At 69.3% G+C, this 16,262-nt stretch carries 15 protein-coding genes; 5 read left to right on the forward strand and 10 right to left on the reverse strand.

Annotation, left to right across the window (positions count from 1 at the left end; all coding sequences use genetic code 11):
- Positions 1–15: 15 nt before the first annotated feature.
- From ACFWXC_RS48375 to ACFWXC_RS48390, 4 genes are all read right to left on the reverse strand, one after another.
- Complete coding sequence (locus ACFWXC_RS48375) at positions 16–735, reverse strand: XRE family transcriptional regulator (protein ID WP_384489855.1); 720 nt, start codon at positions 733–735, stop codon at positions 16–18.
- Between the two features lie 121 nt (positions 736–856).
- Positions 857–1,687: a carbohydrate ABC transporter permease gene (locus ACFWXC_RS48380; RefSeq protein ID WP_384489857.1), complete on the reverse strand. Its 831-nt coding sequence runs from the start codon at positions 1,685–1,687 to the stop codon at positions 857–859.
- Between the two features lie 8 nt (positions 1,688–1,695).
- On the reverse strand, positions 1,696–2,556 hold the full coding sequence (locus ACFWXC_RS48385; protein WP_384489859.1) for a carbohydrate ABC transporter permease: 861 nt from the start codon (positions 2,554–2,556) through the stop codon (positions 1,696–1,698).
- Positions 2,553–3,926 carry an extracellular solute-binding protein gene (locus ACFWXC_RS48390; RefSeq protein WP_384489861.1) on the reverse strand — a complete coding sequence of 458 codons (1,374 nt, stop codon included), beginning with the start codon at positions 3,924–3,926 and terminating at the stop codon, positions 2,553–2,555. The genes ACFWXC_RS48385 and ACFWXC_RS48390 overlap by 4 nt, the downstream gene beginning before the upstream one ends.
- A 132-nt stretch (positions 3,927–4,058) precedes the next feature.
- Here ACFWXC_RS48390 and ACFWXC_RS48395 point away from each other — a divergent pair, with 132 nt between their 5' ends.
- Positions 4,059–4,520 carry a PPOX class F420-dependent oxidoreductase gene (locus tag ACFWXC_RS48395; RefSeq protein ID WP_384489863.1) on the forward strand — a complete coding sequence of 154 codons (462 nt, stop codon included), beginning with the start codon at positions 4,059–4,061 and terminating at the stop codon, positions 4,518–4,520.
- Here ACFWXC_RS48395 and ACFWXC_RS48400 read toward each other — a convergent pair.
- Positions 4,517–4,708: a hypothetical protein gene (locus ACFWXC_RS48400; RefSeq protein ID WP_181802713.1), complete on the reverse strand. Its 192-nt coding sequence runs from the start codon at positions 4,706–4,708 to the stop codon at positions 4,517–4,519. The genes ACFWXC_RS48395 and ACFWXC_RS48400 overlap by 4 nt on opposite strands.
- Positions 4,709–4,718: 10 nt before the next feature.
- Positions 4,719–5,570 (reverse strand): helix-turn-helix domain-containing protein, encoded by an 852-nt coding sequence (locus tag ACFWXC_RS48405; protein ID WP_384489865.1) that lies wholly within the window; start codon positions 5,568–5,570, stop codon positions 4,719–4,721.
- A gap of 247 nt (positions 5,571–5,817) precedes the next feature.
- Here ACFWXC_RS48405 and ACFWXC_RS48410 point away from each other — a divergent pair, with 247 nt between their 5' ends.
- A complete protein-coding gene (locus ACFWXC_RS48410) occupies positions 5,818–6,294 on the forward strand; it encodes an ATP-binding protein (protein WP_384489867.1) in 477 nt (158 codons plus the stop codon).
- A gap of 6 nt (positions 6,295–6,300) precedes the next feature.
- On the opposite strand, the gene ACFWXC_RS48415 is transcribed toward ACFWXC_RS48410, so the two are convergent.
- Together ACFWXC_RS48415 and ACFWXC_RS48420 are read right to left on the reverse strand one after the other, a co-directional pair.
- Positions 6,301–8,292 (reverse strand): tetratricopeptide repeat protein, encoded by a 1,992-nt coding sequence (locus ACFWXC_RS48415; RefSeq protein WP_384489869.1) that lies wholly within the window; start codon positions 8,290–8,292, stop codon positions 6,301–6,303.
- An 88-nt stretch (positions 8,293–8,380) separates the two neighbouring features.
- Positions 8,381–9,229, reverse strand: a complete 849-nt coding sequence (locus ACFWXC_RS48420) for a 5'-methylthioadenosine/S-adenosylhomocysteine nucleosidase (protein ID WP_384489871.1) — start codon at positions 9,227–9,229, stop codon at positions 8,381–8,383.
- Between the two features lie 121 nt (positions 9,230–9,350).
- Here ACFWXC_RS48420 and ACFWXC_RS48425 point away from each other — a divergent pair, with 121 nt between their 5' ends.
- Positions 9,351–9,911, forward strand: coding sequence for a hypothetical protein (locus ACFWXC_RS48425; RefSeq protein ID WP_384489873.1), 561 nt, complete (start codon positions 9,351–9,353; stop codon positions 9,909–9,911).
- Positions 9,912–9,961: 50 nt separating this feature from the next.
- Positions 9,962–12,391, forward strand: coding sequence for a tetratricopeptide repeat protein (locus tag ACFWXC_RS48430; protein ID WP_384489875.1), 2,430 nt, complete (start codon positions 9,962–9,964; stop codon positions 12,389–12,391).
- On the opposite strand, the gene ACFWXC_RS48435 is transcribed toward ACFWXC_RS48430, so the two are convergent.
- Both ACFWXC_RS48435 and ACFWXC_RS48440 read right to left on the reverse strand, forming a co-directional pair.
- On the reverse strand, positions 12,279–12,959 hold the full coding sequence (locus ACFWXC_RS48435; RefSeq protein ID WP_384489877.1) for a response regulator: 681 nt from the start codon (positions 12,957–12,959) through the stop codon (positions 12,279–12,281). The two genes, ACFWXC_RS48430 and ACFWXC_RS48435, sit on opposite strands and share 113 nt — an antisense overlap.
- The gene (locus tag ACFWXC_RS48440) at positions 12,956–14,581 is read right to left on the reverse strand and encodes an ATP-binding protein (RefSeq protein WP_384489879.1); all 1,626 of its coding nucleotides are present in this window, start codon (positions 14,579–14,581) and stop codon (positions 12,956–12,958) included. Before ACFWXC_RS48440 ends, ACFWXC_RS48435 begins: the two co-directional genes overlap by 4 nt.
- Positions 14,582–14,732: 151 nt before the next feature.
- Between ACFWXC_RS48440 and ACFWXC_RS48445 the strand changes: the two genes are divergently transcribed.
- Positions 14,733–16,112 carry a cation:dicarboxylate symporter family transporter gene (locus ACFWXC_RS48445; RefSeq protein WP_384489881.1) on the forward strand — a complete coding sequence of 460 codons (1,380 nt, stop codon included), beginning with the start codon at positions 14,733–14,735 and terminating at the stop codon, positions 16,110–16,112.
- Positions 16,113–16,262: the final 150 nt, after the last annotated feature.

Genomic DNA, 16,262 nt, shown 5'->3' on the forward strand with positions numbered 1-16,262 from the left:
TCCATCAGGGCGCGATCAAGTGGTGGCACCGCCCTGTAACCCGTACCAGAAGCGGGGCACTATCCCGGTCAGGAAGTCCTCGCCCATTTCCTTGGCGTCCTCCGCCGTCGTGGTCGTGTTGCCCCAGGCCAGGGTGGCTGTCATGTGGCCCTGGTAGTCCTCGTGCAACCCCCGCAGGACGTTCTCGACCAGTCGTTTGTCCAGGGGGACCACCTTGCTCACCGGGCGGACGTAGGCCTGCCAGCGGGTGGTGACCGCGCTGCGCAGCAGTTCGGCCAGTTTCTCCTCGCGGCCGGTGACGGTGATGTAGTCGGGCAGGGACAGTTGGAGCAGGTCGGCGAGGGCGGCGGACTGGCGTTCCGTGCCCTGCCACTGCCCGTCCTCCTCCATGGCCAGGTAGACGAGGAGTTCGAGGCCCACGGCCAGCGCCACGTCCTCCGGTGCCAGCCCGCGGGCGACGCGATGCTCGCGCAGGGTCCGCGGCCGGTCGATCAGTTCGCCCGGGGAGCACCACAACACGCCCGAGAGCGCGGTGAGTTCGGGACTGCTCGGGATCACCGCGCCGCGTTCCCAGGCGAGGACGAGATCGGGGGTGGCGTACGGCATCCCGTACGAGGCCCGCAGATGGTGGGCCACATGTTCGGGGCCCATGCCGAGAGCGGCACGGAGTCTGCGGGCGGCGGGGGCGTTGAAGGGGGGACCTGGCTGGTTCGGCAGAGCTGGGGGTCGGCGCACAGCGCACAAGGTAAGGGCTTGCGAGGGCACTGACTACGGTCCGTTCGGCCAGGAACACGGATTGTGGGAACGTACGGATTCGACCGTACGGTCGACCTGTTCATCCCTTGACGGCGCCGCTTCACCCCTTGACGGCGCCGCCCAGCGCGAATCCGCCGCCCAGCCGCCGTGCCACCAGGACGTACAGCAGGATCACCGGCGTCGAGTAGATGACGGAGAACGCGGCGAGCTGGCCGTAGGCGACCATGCCACGGTTGCCGAAGAAGTCGTTGATGCTGACCGAGGCGGGCATCTGGTCCGGCGAGAGCAGCAGCATGAACGGGACGAAGAAGTTGCCCCACATCATCACGAAGGCGAAGACGGTGACGACGGCGAGCCCCGGCCCCATCAGCGGCAGCACGATCCGCACCAGCGACTGGAAGGGATTGGCGCCGTCCGTCCAGGCGGCCTCCTCCAGCTCCTTCGGCACACCGTCCATGAAGTTCTTCATCAGCCAGATGGCGAAGGGGAGTTGGGAGGCGGCGAAGAACAGGATGGTGCCCTGCATGGTGTCGATGAGGTTGATCCGTACGAACAGCGCGTACACCGGCACCATGATCGCGGTGATCGGCAGGCTCGTCGCGAAGAGGATGGAGAGCAGGAACGGCCGGTTGAGGCGGGAGCGGTAGCGGGAGAGCGGGTAGGCGGCGAGGGCGGCGCAGGCCACGGTGAGCGCGGTGGCGCCGCCGCAGAGGATCAGGCTGTTGAGGAGCGGGGTGTAGGTGATGTCGGGGGTGAGGATCGCGTCGAAGTTGGCGAAGGTGAACCCGTCCGGGATCCGCACCCGGAGATCGGCGTGCGGGTCGACGGCGGAGAGCAGCACCCAGGCCAGCGGCAGCACGAAGGCGGCGGCCACGACGAGAAGCCCGAGGTCGGCGGCGAGACGGCGGGAGCGCCGGCGATTGCCAGGCATGGTCCGGCTCACACCTCCGTACGCAGCAGTCGCATGTAGACGACGGAGAAGAGCGAGCCGACCAGCAGAAGGAGCAGGGCGACCGCCGTCCCGTACCCGATCATGCTGTTCTGGAAGGCCTGTTCGTACATGAAGAGGGGCAGGGTCTGGCTCCGGTCGCCCGGCCCGCCCCGCGTCATCACCCAGATCAGCCCGAAGACGGAGAGCGTCTGGAGGGTGTTGAGCATCAGGTTCGTCCCGATGGACCGGCGGATCATCGGCAGCGTGATGTGCCACATCCGCCGCCAGCCCCCGGCGCCGTCGACCTCCGCCGACTCCTCGATCTCGTCCGGTATCTCGTCGAGGGCGGCGGAGTAGACGAGCATCGAGAAGGCGGTGCCGCGCCACACGTTGGCGAACGACACGGCCAGGATCGGCAGCGTGAACAGCCAGTTCTGGGACGGGAGATGGAGGAAGTCCAGGATCGCGTTGAGCGTCCCCTCCCGCCGGAAGAAGGCGTACAGCAGAAACCCGGCGACGACCTCCGGCAGCACCCACGCCGTGATCACGATCCCGCCGGTGAGCGTCCGCACCGGCTTGGACGCCCGCCGCATCAGCGCGGCGAGCGCCAGCCCCAGCGTGTTCTGCCCGACGAGCGCGGACACCACGGTGAAGACGAGGGTCAGCCAGACGGCGTTCAGGAAGGCGTCGTCGTGGAACGCCGTACGGAAGTTGGCGAAACCCACGAAGGAGGAGTGCGCCTGACCGGTGAGCTGGAGGTCGGTGAAGGCGATGTAGGCGCAGTAGACGATCGGCCCGCCCAGGAAGAGGAGGAGCAGGACCAGGGCGGGGGTGAGCGGGAGAGTGCGGGCGATGCGACGGGTGATCACTGGGTGACCACTTGGTTGTCGGTCACGTCCTTGAGCGTCGAATCGTAGGTACTCGCCGCCTTGTCGACCGATGAGTCACCGGTGGTCACGCTCTCCATGGCCTCCTGGATGGCGGTGGAGACCTTCGGGTAGGCCGTGTAGGCGGGCCGGTAGTGCGTGCTGGCGACGAGATCGGTGAAGAACTTGATGCCCGGCTGGGCGGACGTGTACGACGGATCGCTCGCGACGTCCTTCCGGACCGCGATCCCCGAGTTGGCGATGTACCACTTCTGGGCGTTCGCCTTGGTCTGCATGGTCTTGATGAAGTCGAAGGCGAGGTCGGGGTTGCCGGCCTTGGCGGGGATGGACCAGGTCCAGCCGCCGGACATGCTCACCTTGCCGGGTGCCTGACCGTGCTGGGTCGGCATGTAGGCGAGGCCGAGTTGCTCGGACCAGTCGGGCCACTCGTGACCGCTGCCCTTGAGCCAGTTCTGGGGAAGCCAGGACCCGTCGAGGTTGATGCCCAGCTTGCCCTGGGGCAGGAGTTCACCCCAGACGGTGTTGCGGTAGTTGGGGTCGAGCGCGTCGGAGACGTCCGGGCCCAGCTTGTCCTTGTACACGGTTTCGACGAAGGACAACGCGTCCTTGAACCCCTGACTCCCGGCGATCCACTTCTTGCCGGTCTTGTCGTACAGGGGGTCGGTGGTCCCGTCGTTGGTGCCGTACAGCAGCATCTCGAAGCCCTGCATGCTGGCGGTCTCACCGGCGGCCTTGCCGGTGTAGACGTTGAGGGGCGTGACGCCGGGCACCTTGGCCTTGATGGTCCGGGCGGCGGCGAGCACGTCGTCCCAGTTCTTGGGCTGCCAGTCGGTGGGCAGCCCGGCCTTCTCGAACACCCGCTTGTCGAACCAGAGACCGCGGGTGTCGGTGCCGTCCGGGACGCCGTACGTCTTCCCGTCCTCACCTCTGGCCGCCGACTTCGCGGTGTCGATGAACTGCCCCCAGTCCTTCCACTTGGCGAGGTAGGAGTCGAGGGGCTTCAGATACCCGCTGGTGATGTCGGAGTTGATGAGGAAGGTGTCCTCGTAGACGAGGTCGGGAGCGGTTCGCGGGGACCGGAGCATCTGCTGGAGCTTGGTGTAGTAATCCGCGTCCGAGGCCTTGATGGGGACGAGTTCGACCTTCTTCCCCGGGTACTCCTTCTCGAACTGCTTCTTGATGTCCGCGAGATAGGTGTCCGTCACCTTGACGGAGTTGTCCATGGACTGCTTGAAAGAGATCTTCACGGTGTCGGGACTGCTCCCGGACCCGCTGCCGCACGCGGTGAGGGAAGCGGCGGCGGTGACGAGGGAGAGGGCAAGGATGCTGACGGCGGTGGGGCGCACGGGCACGACCTCCTCGGCGGCCACTGCGCTGTGGCCTGGGGGTTCGTCTCTTGCCGTGTGAAGGTAAGTGGAGTGGTCTAGTCAGGTCAATGAGTGTGCGGGGGTTTGCTCGGGGAGGGAGGCGGCGAGGATGCCCCCATGTATTCCGTGGACCGCACAGGCAAGCTGGACGAGCAGGTTCGTGAGCGGCTGCTGGCGCCGAACTTCTGGCATCTCGCGACCGTCGGACCGGACGGTACCCCGCAGGTGTCGCCCATGTGGGTGGACATCGAGGGCGACCACGTCATGGTCAACACGGCGATCGGCCGCGTGAAGGAGGAGAACCTGCGGCGCAACCCCGGCGTCTCACTCTCGCACCACGACCCCGACAACCCCTACGACCGGGTGGAGATCCGGGGGCGGGTGGTGCGGTTCGTGGAGGGGGAGGAGGCGGAGCGTTCCATGGACCGGCTGACCCGCAAGTACATCGGGGAGGACCGGTATCCGTGGCTGCTGCCCGGGGAGCGGCGGGTGATGCTGCTGATCGAGCCGGTGAAGGTACGGCGGGTGGTCGGGGTGGAGCCGTTCCGGCCGGGCGTCCTGGAGGGGGAGACCGGCTAGAGGAGGTGGTCGGCTCTGCCGGCCTTGATGTCGCGGATGAGCGTGCGGAGGGCTTCGCGGGTGTCGGTGAGGTACGTGTCCTCCTGACCGGCGACGGCTATGTAGGCGTTGCCTTGGGGGTCGGTGCCGAGGCGGAAGCAGTTGGCGCCCTCGGTGCAGAACGGCTCTTCCCAGGTGATGTCAGGCACGGGTTGCTCCTCAGAGGTTGTGGGCGATGACCTGGATGAAGTCGTGTGAGGCCTCGGGGGAAAGGGACGCGGCTTCCATCCAGTCCAAGTGGGCTCGGTACTTGTCGAGTTGTGACTGGCCGTGGCTGAACTCGGGGCCGTGGGCGGAGTCCAGTTCCACGGTGTCGAGCTGGGGAACCGGCCCCTCGGCGTAGGTCACGGCCTGGCCGGCTCCGGGGAACACGCCGACTTTGAAGGGGATCACGCGCACGTTGATGTTGTCACGCTCGGATGCGTCGCACAGGTGGTCCAGCTGTCCTCGCGTCAGCTTGGCACCGCCGAACTCCATGCGCAGGGCGGCCTCGTGCACGTACCCGGTGTACGTGATGGGGTCTTCGCGGTAGAGCACCTGCTGCCGCTGCATGCGCAGGGCCACGCGCAGCTCGATCTCTGCGGCCGAGAGAGGCGGCAGCGCGGCGGAGAACATCGTGCGGGCGTACCCGTCGGTCTGGAGCAGTCCCGGCATGATCAGGGACAGGCCGACACGGACGCTCTTGGCGTGCCACTCCAGCTCGGCGATGTCGAGGAGCCCTGCGGGGAGCTGACCCCGGTACGCGTCCCACCAGGTCCGCTTGCGATCGCTCGCCATCTCGGCCAGCGCGTCGACGTACGCCTCGTCATGGCAGGCGTAGTTGCAGGCGAGGACCCGCACGCGCTCGGGGGAGATGGCGCGGGCCCCGGCTTCCATGTTGGACACCTTGGTGCGGTCAAGCCCGAGCAGTCCGGCCGCGTAGTCGGTGGTCACGTCCGCCGCGATCCGCATCTTGCGCAACTCGGCGCCCAGCCGCTTCTGGCGCTCCGTGGGCGTTGACCTCGGTGGCATGTGTCAGTTCCTCCGTTGGTTGTGGCGCCAGTCTGCCTCCCGAGCGCGGGCTTGGTCCACCTCGATAGTGGCAATCCCGGTGAGTAGGTGGCAAAGAGCCCCCTCATGTCTCTACAGTCGGTAATGGGTCGCTTACGGATCGACGTCGCCGGAAGTGCATCGCGCGAGCCTGCCCGGGTGCGTGCGACAGGCCACCGGCGGTGTCGTGTGGGTGTCTCAAGTCCCGTCTGTCGAAGAGGAGTTACTCATGGCCACGCCCTGTCCCATCGTCACGGACGACGTCCCGGAGGTGGCGGCACCCTCTCCGGACACGCTCGCCTACAGCTTCACGCTGCCTGCGGGCGCAGCCAGTTGCCGGGTCGCGCGGGCGGCCACCAGGGTCGTACTGAAGGTGCACGGGCTGGAGGGCATGACGGACGCGGCGGTGCAGGTGGTGAGCGAATTGGCCGCGTGCGCTGGTCGGTTCGCGCCGGGGGAGGAGGTGTATCTGTCGCTGCGGTACCGGGAGGACGCGCTGCGGGTGATCCTCTACGACGGACATCCCCGGCACCGTCACCCTCGGGTCGCCGCGGCCTGCGAGGTGCGGAGGCGGGCCGCGCTGCGGGTACTGGGGTGCGTGGTGCGGGCGTGCGAGGGGGAGTGGGGGTTCGGGGAGGGGCGGGAGCCGGGGGGTGGGACGCGGATGTGGGCGGTGCTGCCGGGGTGCGGGGCTGGGGGGTGGTGAGGGTGGCTAGGCGAGTCGGGCGGCCCGGGCGTGGGCTTGGGCTGCTTTGGCGGGGGCGTTGGCTCGGGTGAAGGCTTCGGCGGCCTGGAGGTAGTGAGCTCGGGCGTCGGCCGGGCGCTGGGCGATCTCGTGGGCGATGGCCAGGTTGTGGAGGTCCTGGCCAGCCCGGTACCAGTCCTCGAACTCTTCATGACCCCTCAACGCCTCGGCATGCGCCTCGACCGACTCCTCCACTCGGCCCGCCTTCCGCAGGGCGTTGCCGAGGTTGTTCCACACGGTGGCCTTGCGGTAGCGGTCGTCGGCATCTTGATACAGGTCGCGGGCGTGGGTGAGGGCTTCGATCGCCTCCTCCACTCGGCCCGTCTCCCACAGGGCGACACCGAGGTTGCTCCACGCCATGGCCTCGTGATGGCGGTCGTCGGTATCCCTGGACAGGTCGCGGGCGTGGGTGAGGGCTTTGATTGCCTCCTCTACTCGGCCCGCCTCCTGCAGGGCGTTGCCGAGGTTGTTCCACGCGATGGCCTCGTGGCGGCGGTTGTCGGCATCTTGATAGAGGTCGCGAGCGTGCGTGTGGGCTTTGATTGCCTCCTCTACTCGGCCCGCCTCCCGCAGGGCGATGCCGAGATGGTCCGATGAGATGGCTTCGCGGAGGCGGTTGCCGGCGAGGCATGCGGCTTCCCGCGCCGTACCGGCCACGGTGATCCAGTCGTCGAAATACCGCCGCCAGCTGAAATACTCCCCCAGACACAGAGCCAGCCGCACCGCCGCGTTTGCGTACCGCTCCTCCCGCGCCCACCCCACCGCCGCCACAAGCCCGGCCCGCTCAACGTCCAACCAAGCCAAGGCCACACCCCGATCCCCGAACCGCTCCGGCTCCACCAACCCCGGCAACCAACGCAACCGAGTATTCGCCGCATACGCCCACTGGCGGTAAAACTCCAGCACTCGCTCCCGCGCTGCCTCCCCCTCCTGCCGCAACCCCACATCCCCCGCCACCACATCCACCCCATACGCCCGCACCAAGTCATGCAACCGCCACCGCACCATCGAAGCCGCCCCCTCGCCATCTCGGACCGGCGTGACGAGATGTGTGGCGGTCAAGTCCTCCAGCAAGGACAGCACGGTCCCCTCATCGAGGTGGGCCAGTGCGGCCACCGCCTCCGTGCCGGTCTCCGCACCCGGTGCGAGGGCGAGCAGCCGCAGCAACCGAGCCTGATCAGGCGGCAGTCGGCGATACGAGGTCTCCAGCACAGGCCGGAGGGCCAGTGAACGGCCGTACTGATCCGTACCGCGACTGCCGTTGTCGAGGACTGTGGTCGGGTCCCCGGTCTCCTTGATCTCGGCGACCAGCGAGGCGATGCTCCGGTGCCGACGTCGGCGCAGCATCGCGGCCCCGATTTGAAGGGCCAGGGGCAAGTGACCGCAGAGGTCGGCCAGTTCGCGCACCGCATCCGGTTCGCGGCCGGGCCGTTCGTCGCGTTCATCGGTATCGTGCAGGGCGCGAGTGACCAGGGCGACGGAGTCGTCCGGGGCGAGGGCCTCCAGGTCGATCAGGCGTACCGGTAGGGCGTCTGGGCGGTCCCGGGATGTGATCAGAACGCGATGGTGGTCCGTGCCCGGCAGTAGCGGCAGGTACTGGGACGGGTCCGAGGCGTTGTCCAGGATCAGCAGCACCCGGTCCTTGCGCCCGGCGAGAAGAGCCCGGTACGCGTCGTACTGGCGTTCCGTGGCCGGCGGCAGATCCTGGCCTCGAACGCCGAGCGCGTCGAGGAGGGCCAGCACCGCCTGATCGGCTGTCACCGGGTCGTCGTCGTAGCCGCGCAGGTCCACGAAGAGGGTCCCGCCCGGGAACCAGCCCTCCGAGCGCGCTCGGTGTGCCGCCTCCACGGCCAGCGCGGTCTTGCCGATGCCTCCCATGCCGGTGACGGCGAAGATGAGGAGTGGCAGGGCGTTCCTGTCGGCCTTGTCCGGGTCCAGGTGAGGGAGCAGTCGGTCCAATTCCGCTGACCTGCCGGTGAAGCCCAGCGGGCGTGGCGGCAGGGTGGCCGTCGCGTGGGGAACCGGGCCGTGCGCCGTGCCCTTGCCGCTACCGTCCGGTCTGCTTGCCGATGACGGGACCGTGGAAGGTGCCGCCCCTGAAGTCGATGTGGTCGCCCCCGTACCGTTCTTGGGGATCCTCCTCGGAGTCGGAGGACTCCCGGGGCTGGTGCTTGCGCAGGACCCCCACCGCCACCGACGCGGCCCTTTCGGCGGCGAGCGTCTGCGAGCCCGAGGCGTCGGCCGTGTGCTTCTCGGCGTTGGCGAGGTCGCTGATGCCCCGGATCACCAGGGTGTCCAACTGGCCGTTCAGGTGGGCCGCGTGCGCGGCACCGGAGCCCTCCATCTCGATCGCGCAGGCGTCGTTGTAGTGGTGGCGGATGTGGGCGGCGAAGGCCGATCTGTCGTCGGCCAGGACGACATCGCCGACGGCGATCGGCTTGCGGTGCCCTCGTACGTCCGGCATGTCCCGCAGCGCGGAGCGCGCCGCCTGCACCAGCCGGTGCGAGCCGACCCACATCTCGGGGCGCGCCTGGAAGCCCTCCGGGGTCTGCTTGCCGCCGTGGATGGCGTACACCTTCGTCCCGACCACCACGTCACCGATCTCGATGTCGTCCTTCAGCCCGCCCGCGACGCCGACGAAGAGCACCGCCTCGGGGTCGAGCCAGTCGACGATCTGTGTGGTGAGCGAGGCGGCGGTCAGGGCACCCACGCCCAGTTCGGCGAGCGCCACGGTCCAGGCGGTGTCCGCGAGCCGGCCGAGTTCGGCCCGGGTGCCGTTCTTGGGGTGGACGATCTCCTCGGCATCGACGAGATGGGCGCGCACAGCGTCGTACTCCTCCGGCAGAGCGGTGAGGATGACGGCTGCGGCGGTGGGACGCGGTCGCTTCGCGGGCATTTGTCAACGGTAGCGCCAAGCTGCCCGACCTACAGGCCTGTTGGCGACTGCCGTAATCAGACCAGATCGGCGCGGGTATGGTCGTCCGGCGTGAGTCGGCGCGTCGGGTGGGGAGAGCCGTATGCCGGAGCAAGGTGTCACCGTCGGGCAGTTGCTGCTCGCCGAGTACCAGACGATCAAAGACGAGCAGAAGGCGCGGATCGGGTTCCGGGACAATCTGCTGTACGTGACGCTCGCGGTCGTGGCCGCCGTCATCGCCGCGGCCGCGCAGGCCAAGCAGGCGTCGATGCTGCTGGCGCTGCCGCCGGTGTGTGTGGTGCTCGGGTGGACGTACCTGGTCAACGACGAGAAGATCTCGGCGATCGGGTACTACGTGCGGGACGAGTTGGGGCCCCGGCTCGCCCAACTGACTCCGGCCGAGGGGGAGTTCGCGACCTTTGGCTGGGAGGCGTACCACCGGACCGACGTCCGGCGGCGGACCCGTAAGACGATCCAGGCCGTGATCGATCTGACGGCGTTCTGCGCGGTGCCGCTGGCCGCGCTGGTGGTGTTCTGGGCCGGCGGGGACGGCGGTGGGTTGCTGGTCGGGCTGTCGGTGGTGGAGGCGCTCGCGGTGGTGGGGCTCGGGGTACAGGTCCTGCTCTACATGAGGCCGGCGAGAGCAGTACGGACTGCGGGCTGACGCCGTACCGTTGATGCCCACGCAGGGGGCATCGGGGGACGGAACGGCGCATGAGAGCGGCTTTATCGGCTTTGCTGGCGGCCCTGGCCGAGGGCGCGGGAGGGGGCGCCGGGCAGGCGCTGGCCGAGGCGGCGGACGGTTCGGGGCGGCCGGAGGCGTTACGGGACTGGGGTGACCGGGTCGCGGAGCTGCTCGGCGGCGATCCGATGGTCGCGGGTGCGGTTGCGGCTGCCATGGAGCGGTATGCGCCTGGCAGCGCTGCTGACTGGTACGGGGGTGATCACTCCGACTTCCGTGGTGGGGTCTTTCTGCGTGAGGTGGTCGGGGTCCAGGTCGTGATCCAGCAGGGCGCGGCGGCGCCGGAGGCGTTGGCCTCGCTGCCGCCGCGGCCCGGCGGGTTCACGGGGCGGGAGGAGGAGACGGCCGAGCTGCTGCGCGCGCTCGACGATTCCGCCGCGGTCCTCGTCACCGCCGTGTCGGGGCTCGGGGGAATCGGCAAGACGGCGCTCGCCGTCGAGACCGCGCATCTGGCCTGTGGGAAGGGGTGGTTCCCGGGCGGGGTGCTCTTCCTCGACCTGCATGGGTACGACGAGCAGCCGGTCAGCGCCGATCAAGCCCTGCAGTCGTTGCTGCGGGCGCTCGGGGTGGAGCCGGAGCACATTCCGGCCACGGCCGATGACCGGGCGGTTCTCTATCGGTCGGTGCTGGCCCAGCGAGGGGCGGTGCTGGTGCTGGCGGACAATGCCTCGTCGCCGGATCAGGTACGGCCGTTGCTGCCGGGGGAGGGGCGGCATCGCGTGCTGGTGACGTCACGCGACCGGTTGCCCCAACTGGGGGCGCGGCTGGTGCCGTTGGATCAGCTCACGCCTGAGGAGGCACGGCGCGTTCTCGACCTGGCCCTGAGGATCGCCGATCCGGAGGACAGTCGGGTGGCGGACGACGCCGAGGCCGCCGGACAACTCGCCGATCTGTGCGGACATCTGCCGCTGGCGCTCCAGATCGCGGCCGCGCTGCTGGCGGAGGACCCGGGTATGCCGGTCGCGGAACTCGTCGGCGAGCTTGCGGTTTCGCGTGATCGGCTGGTTCACCTGGATGACGGGGAGCGCAGCGTGCGTGCGGCCTTCGAGCTGTCGTACCGGCGTCTGCCGCCTGAGCAGGCCCGACTGCTGCGCCTGCTTGCTCTTGCGCCGGGGGCTGAGGTGAGTGATGAGATTGCCGCCACGCTGATGGGGGCCGGTGCTCCTCCGCTGCGGGATTTGAGAGCGCTCGCCCGTGCACACCTCGTCGAGCGGGGGCACGGGCGTGGGTGGTGGCGATTGCACGACCTGGTGCGGGTGTTCGGGGTGGGCATGGTGGCGGGCTGCGAAAGCCTTCGGGAGGAGAGTGAGGCGGCGCGGGAGCGGCTGCTGCGGTTCTACTGCCAGGTGGCGGAGGAGGCCGATCAGCGGTTGCGGTGGCTGCCGGGAAGAGAGATGCCCGAGCGCTTCTCGGACCGGGGGCAGGCTTTGGCGTGGCTGGACGGGGAGCGGACAGGGCTCGTGGCAACGGTGTTGTGGGCGTGGGAAGAGCGGTTGGCGGGTTTGGCAGCGGGGCTGGCCGAGCGCCTGGCGGAATATCTCAGCTGGCGGCGGTATATCGACGACTGGATCACTGTGTGCCGTGCCGCGCGCGACGCCGCTCACCGCGCGGGGGATCGCCCCCACGAGGCCGCCGCATGGACAAACCTTGGTAACGCCTTGGGAGAGGCGGGACGGGCGGAAGATTCGGTCGATGCCCATTCCCGTGCCCGCGATCTCTACCAGGCCGCCACGGATCACCGCCGCGAGGCCATGGCGTGGAACAATCTTGGACTCGCTCTGCGTGAGGCGGGCCGGGCGGATGAGGCGGTGGATGCTCACATCCGTGCCCGTGCTCTGTTCCAGACTCCCGGAGACCGCCACACTGCCGGGGACCCCCATCGCGAGGCCATGGCGTGGAACAACCTTGGGCTCGCTCTGCGTGAGGCGGGCCGGGCGGAGGAGGCGGTGGATGCTCACATCCGTGCCCGTGCTCTGTTCCAGACTGCCGGGGACCGCCATCGCGAGGCCACGGCGTGGAACAACCTCGGCATCGCCCTGGGACAGGCAGGTCGGGCAGAGGAGGCGATCCAGGCATTCAGCACGGCCCTGGATGCCTACCTGGAGTTCGAGGACTGGTTCCGGGGAGGACAGACCCTGCAAAACCTGGCCTTCACCCACGAGCGTGCCCACCGCCCTTCCGAAGCCCGCGCTCTCTATCTCCAGGCCGCCGACGCCTACACCCGCGCCAACTCCCTCATCGAAGCCACCCGATCCCGCACTCAAGCCGCCGCCCTGGAGAGCCCTCACCTCACCGCCGCCCCCACCGATAAACCAGCTCCGGCCTCCCCACCTGCCCGTACAGCGGACTCCGCCCCGCCGTCCCCGCCTCCACCAGGTGCTCCAGATACCGCCGTGCCGTGATCCGGGAGATCCCCACGCTCTCCGCCAGTGCCGCCGCGGTCAGCCCCTCCTCCGACTCCCGCAACGCGACCGTCACCCGCTCCAGCGTCGGCGCGCTCAGCCCCTTCGGCAGCGCCGCGGGCGACGGTGCCCGCAACGCACCCAGCGCCCGGTCCACCTCGTCCTGGCCGCTCGCCTCGCCCACCGCCGCCCGGAACTCCGCGTACCGGGTCAGCCGGTCGCGCAGCGTCGCGAAGGTGAACGGCTTCAGCACGTACTGGACGACACCCAGTGAGACCCCCTCCCGCACCACCGCCAGGTCCCGTGCCGAGGTCACCGCTATGACGTCCGCCTGATGTCCGGCCGCGCGAAGCGACCGCGCGAACTGCAAGCCGTGCACGTCGGGCAGGTGCAGGTCCAGGAGGAGCAGGTCCACCGGTGTGCGGTCGAGGATCCGGCGCGCCTCCGCCCCGGTGTGCGCCTTCCCCACCGCCACGAACCCCGGCACCCGGCCCACGTACATGACATGCGCGTCCGCGGCCACCGGATCGTCCTCGACGACCAGGACTCTGATCGGCTCCCCGGTCATCGGGCCCCGCCCTCCGTCAGCGACGCCCGCAACGGCAACCGCACCTCGAACACCGCCCCGCCCTCCGGCGCCTCCGTCACGGTCAGCGTGCCCTCCAGCCGTGTCACCGCCTGCCGGACCAGGGCCAGCCCCAGCCCCCGGCCGCCCGGTCCCGCCGGCTTCGTCGAGAAGCCGCGCTGGAAGACCAGCTCCGCATGCGCGGGGTCCACCCCCGTACCCGTGTCCGCCACCCTCATCACCAGCTCGGCATCCTCCGCGAAGGCGGTCACTGTCACGCGCGCCCGGACCGTCCCCTGGGCCGCGTCCACCGCGTTGTCGATCAGGTTGCCGAGGACGGTGACCAGATCGCGTGCCGACAAGCTCTCCGGTAGCAAACCGTCATCCAGCCGGCTCTCGTCCGAGACCACCAGCTCCACGCCCCGCTCGTTCGCCTGGGCCGTCTTGCCCAGCAGCAGCGCGGCGAGGACCGGCTCGCTGACCGCCGCCACCACCTGGTCGGTCAGCGCCTGCGCCAGTTCGAGCTCGGCCGTCGCGAAGTCCACCGCCTCCGAAGCCCTCCCCAGCTCGATGAGGGAGACGACCGTGTGCAGTCGGTTCGCCGCCTCGTGCGCCTGGGAGCGCAGCGCCTGCGTGAAGCCCCGCTCCGAGTCCAGCTCGCCCGTCAGGGCCTGGAGTTCGGTGACGTCCCGGAGGGTGACCACCGTGCCGCGGTGCTCACCGCCCGACACCGGCGAGGTGTTCACCACCAGCACCCGGTCCGCCGTCAGATGCACCTCGTCCACCCGGGGCTCCGAGGCCAGCAGTGCGCCGGTCAGCGGTGCCGGCAGGCCCAGGTCCGCCACCGAGCGGCCCACGACCTCCCCCTCCGGGCCCACCCCCAGCAGCTCCCGGCCGCCGTCGTTGATCAGCGCCACCCGGAACTGGCCGTCCAGCATCAGCAGGCCCTCGCGGACCGCGTGCAGCGCCGCCTGGTGGTAGTCGTGCATCCGGCTCAGCTCGGCCGCGTTCATGCCGTGCGTGTGCCGGCGCAGGCGCGCGTTGACGACGTAGGTGCCGAGCGCGCCCAGCAGCAGTGCGCCGGCCGCGGTCCCCAGCAGGGCCGTGACCTGCTCCTGGACCCGCTTGCTGATCGCCTCCACCTTGATGCCGGCGCTCACCAGGCCGATCACGCGGCCGTTCTCCATGACCGGCGTCACCGTGCGCACCGACGCGCCGAGGGTGCCCTTGTACGTCTCGCTGTAGGTGTGGCCGTGCTGGGCCGCCTCGATGTGGCCCAGGTAGTGCCTGCCGATCTCGTTCTTGTCGGGGTGGGTCCAGCGGATGCCGTCCGGGGTCATGATCGTGATGAAGTCGACCTCGGTGTCCCGCATGACCTGGAGGGCGTACGGCTGCAGCAGGGCGCTCGGATCGGACGTGTGGATCGCCGAACGCACCGAGGGCGCGTCCGCCACCGACCGTGCCACCGCAGCCGCCTGCCGGGTCGCCGCCTCCTCCGCCTGGTGGCGGTCGCTCACGTAGGTGAACAGCGCGTACCCGGCGACCAGCACCGCTATCAGCACCGCCTGCATGGCGAACAGCTGGCCGGCCAGGCTGCGGGGACGGGGGACGGACGGGAGGCGCATGGCAGCAGTGTGCCTCTCGGGTGAAGCGTGAACGAAATGAACGGAAGGGTGACCGGGCTCACAGACCAGGAGATAGTCACGGCAACCCCCATATCCCCCGGACGTGAGCCGCACGCCGGTGATACCGACGAAGACGTCAAGGAGGGCAGCCGTGGCCGCCGCAAGCACCCCCAGTACGGCACCTGCCGCACCCGCAGCGAAGCGGGACCGTACCCATTACCTGTACATCGCCGTGATCGTCGCGGTCGGGCTCGGTATCGCCGTGGGGCTCATCTGGCCCGACGCCGGCGTCGAGCTCAAGCCCCTCGGTACCGGGTTCGTCAACCTGATCAAGATGATGATCTCGCCGATCATCTTCTGCACGATCGTGCTCGGGATCGGGTCCGTACGAAAAGCCGCCAAGGTCGGTGCCGTGGGCGGTATCGCGCTCGGCTACTTCCTGGTGATGTCGCTGGTCGCGCTCACCATCGGCCTGGTCGTCGGCAACATCCTGCACCCCGGTGACGGGCTGCACATCACCAACGCCCTCAAGGCCTCCGGACACGCTCAGGTGGACTCCGAGGCGCTCGGCGGCGTCGACTTCGTGCTGTCGGTCATTCCGACCACGTTCGTCTCCGCCTTCACCGAGGGCCAGGTGCTGCAGACGCTGCTCATCGCGCTGCTCGCCGGGTTCGCCCTGCAGGCCATGGGGTCGGCCGGGCAGCCGGTGCTGCGCGGCATCGAGCACATCCAGCGGCTCGTCTTCCGCATCCTGGGCATGATCATGTGGGCCGCGCCGATCGGTGCGTTCGGTGCCATCGCGGCCGTCGTCGGGTCCGCCGGGCTCGACGCGCTCAAGAGCCTCGCCGTGCTGATGCTCGGCTTCTACATCACCTGCGTGCTGTTCGTCTTCGTGGTGCTGGGCACGATGCTCCGGGTCGTCACCGGGCTGAACATCCTCAGCCTGTTCAAGTACCTCGCCCGCGAGTTCCTGCTGATCCTGTCGACCTCCTCCTCCGAGTCCGCGCTGCCGCGGCTCATCGCGAAGATGGAGCACCTGGGGATCAGCAAGCCGGTCGTCGGTATCACCGTTCCGACGGGGTACTCCTTCAACCTCGACGGCACGATGATCTACATGACCATGGCGTCGCTGTACATCGCCGACGCCCTCGGTACGCCGATGTCGATCGGTGAGCAGATCCCGCTGCTGCTCTTCCTGCTGCTGGCCTCGAAGGGCGCGGCGGGCGTCAGCGGCGCCGGTCTGGCCACGCTGGCCGGTGGTCTGCAGTCGCACAAGCCCGCGCTGGTGGACGGCGTCGGTCTGATCGTCGGCATCGACCGGTTCATGAGCGAGGCCCGCGCGCTGACGAACTTCGCCGGCAACGCGGTCGCCACGGTGCTGATCGGCACGTGGACCAAGGAGATCGACAAGGGTCGCGTGCAGCAGGTGCTCGCGGGTGAGCTGCCGTTCGACGAGAAGACGCTGCTGGACGACGGGGAGCCGGGCGTGCCCGAGGTTCCCGAGCAGCGGGAGGAGTTGGCGAAGGCGTAGTACGCCGTCGTCGGCTGCGGGTGGGTGGGGGCTGGTCGCGCCCACTCGGCGGAGCCGCACATCGATACGGCCCGCGCCCCTGGACTTGGGCGCTTCGCGCCCTGTCCATCTGCTCCGGACTTCCGGCCCCGCCTGAACCGGGGCCGGACG

Source organism: Streptomyces sp. NPDC058683 (assembly GCF_042716195.1).
In the GTDB taxonomy this organism is placed as follows: domain Bacteria; phylum Actinomycetota; class Actinomycetes; order Streptomycetales; family Streptomycetaceae; genus Streptomyces.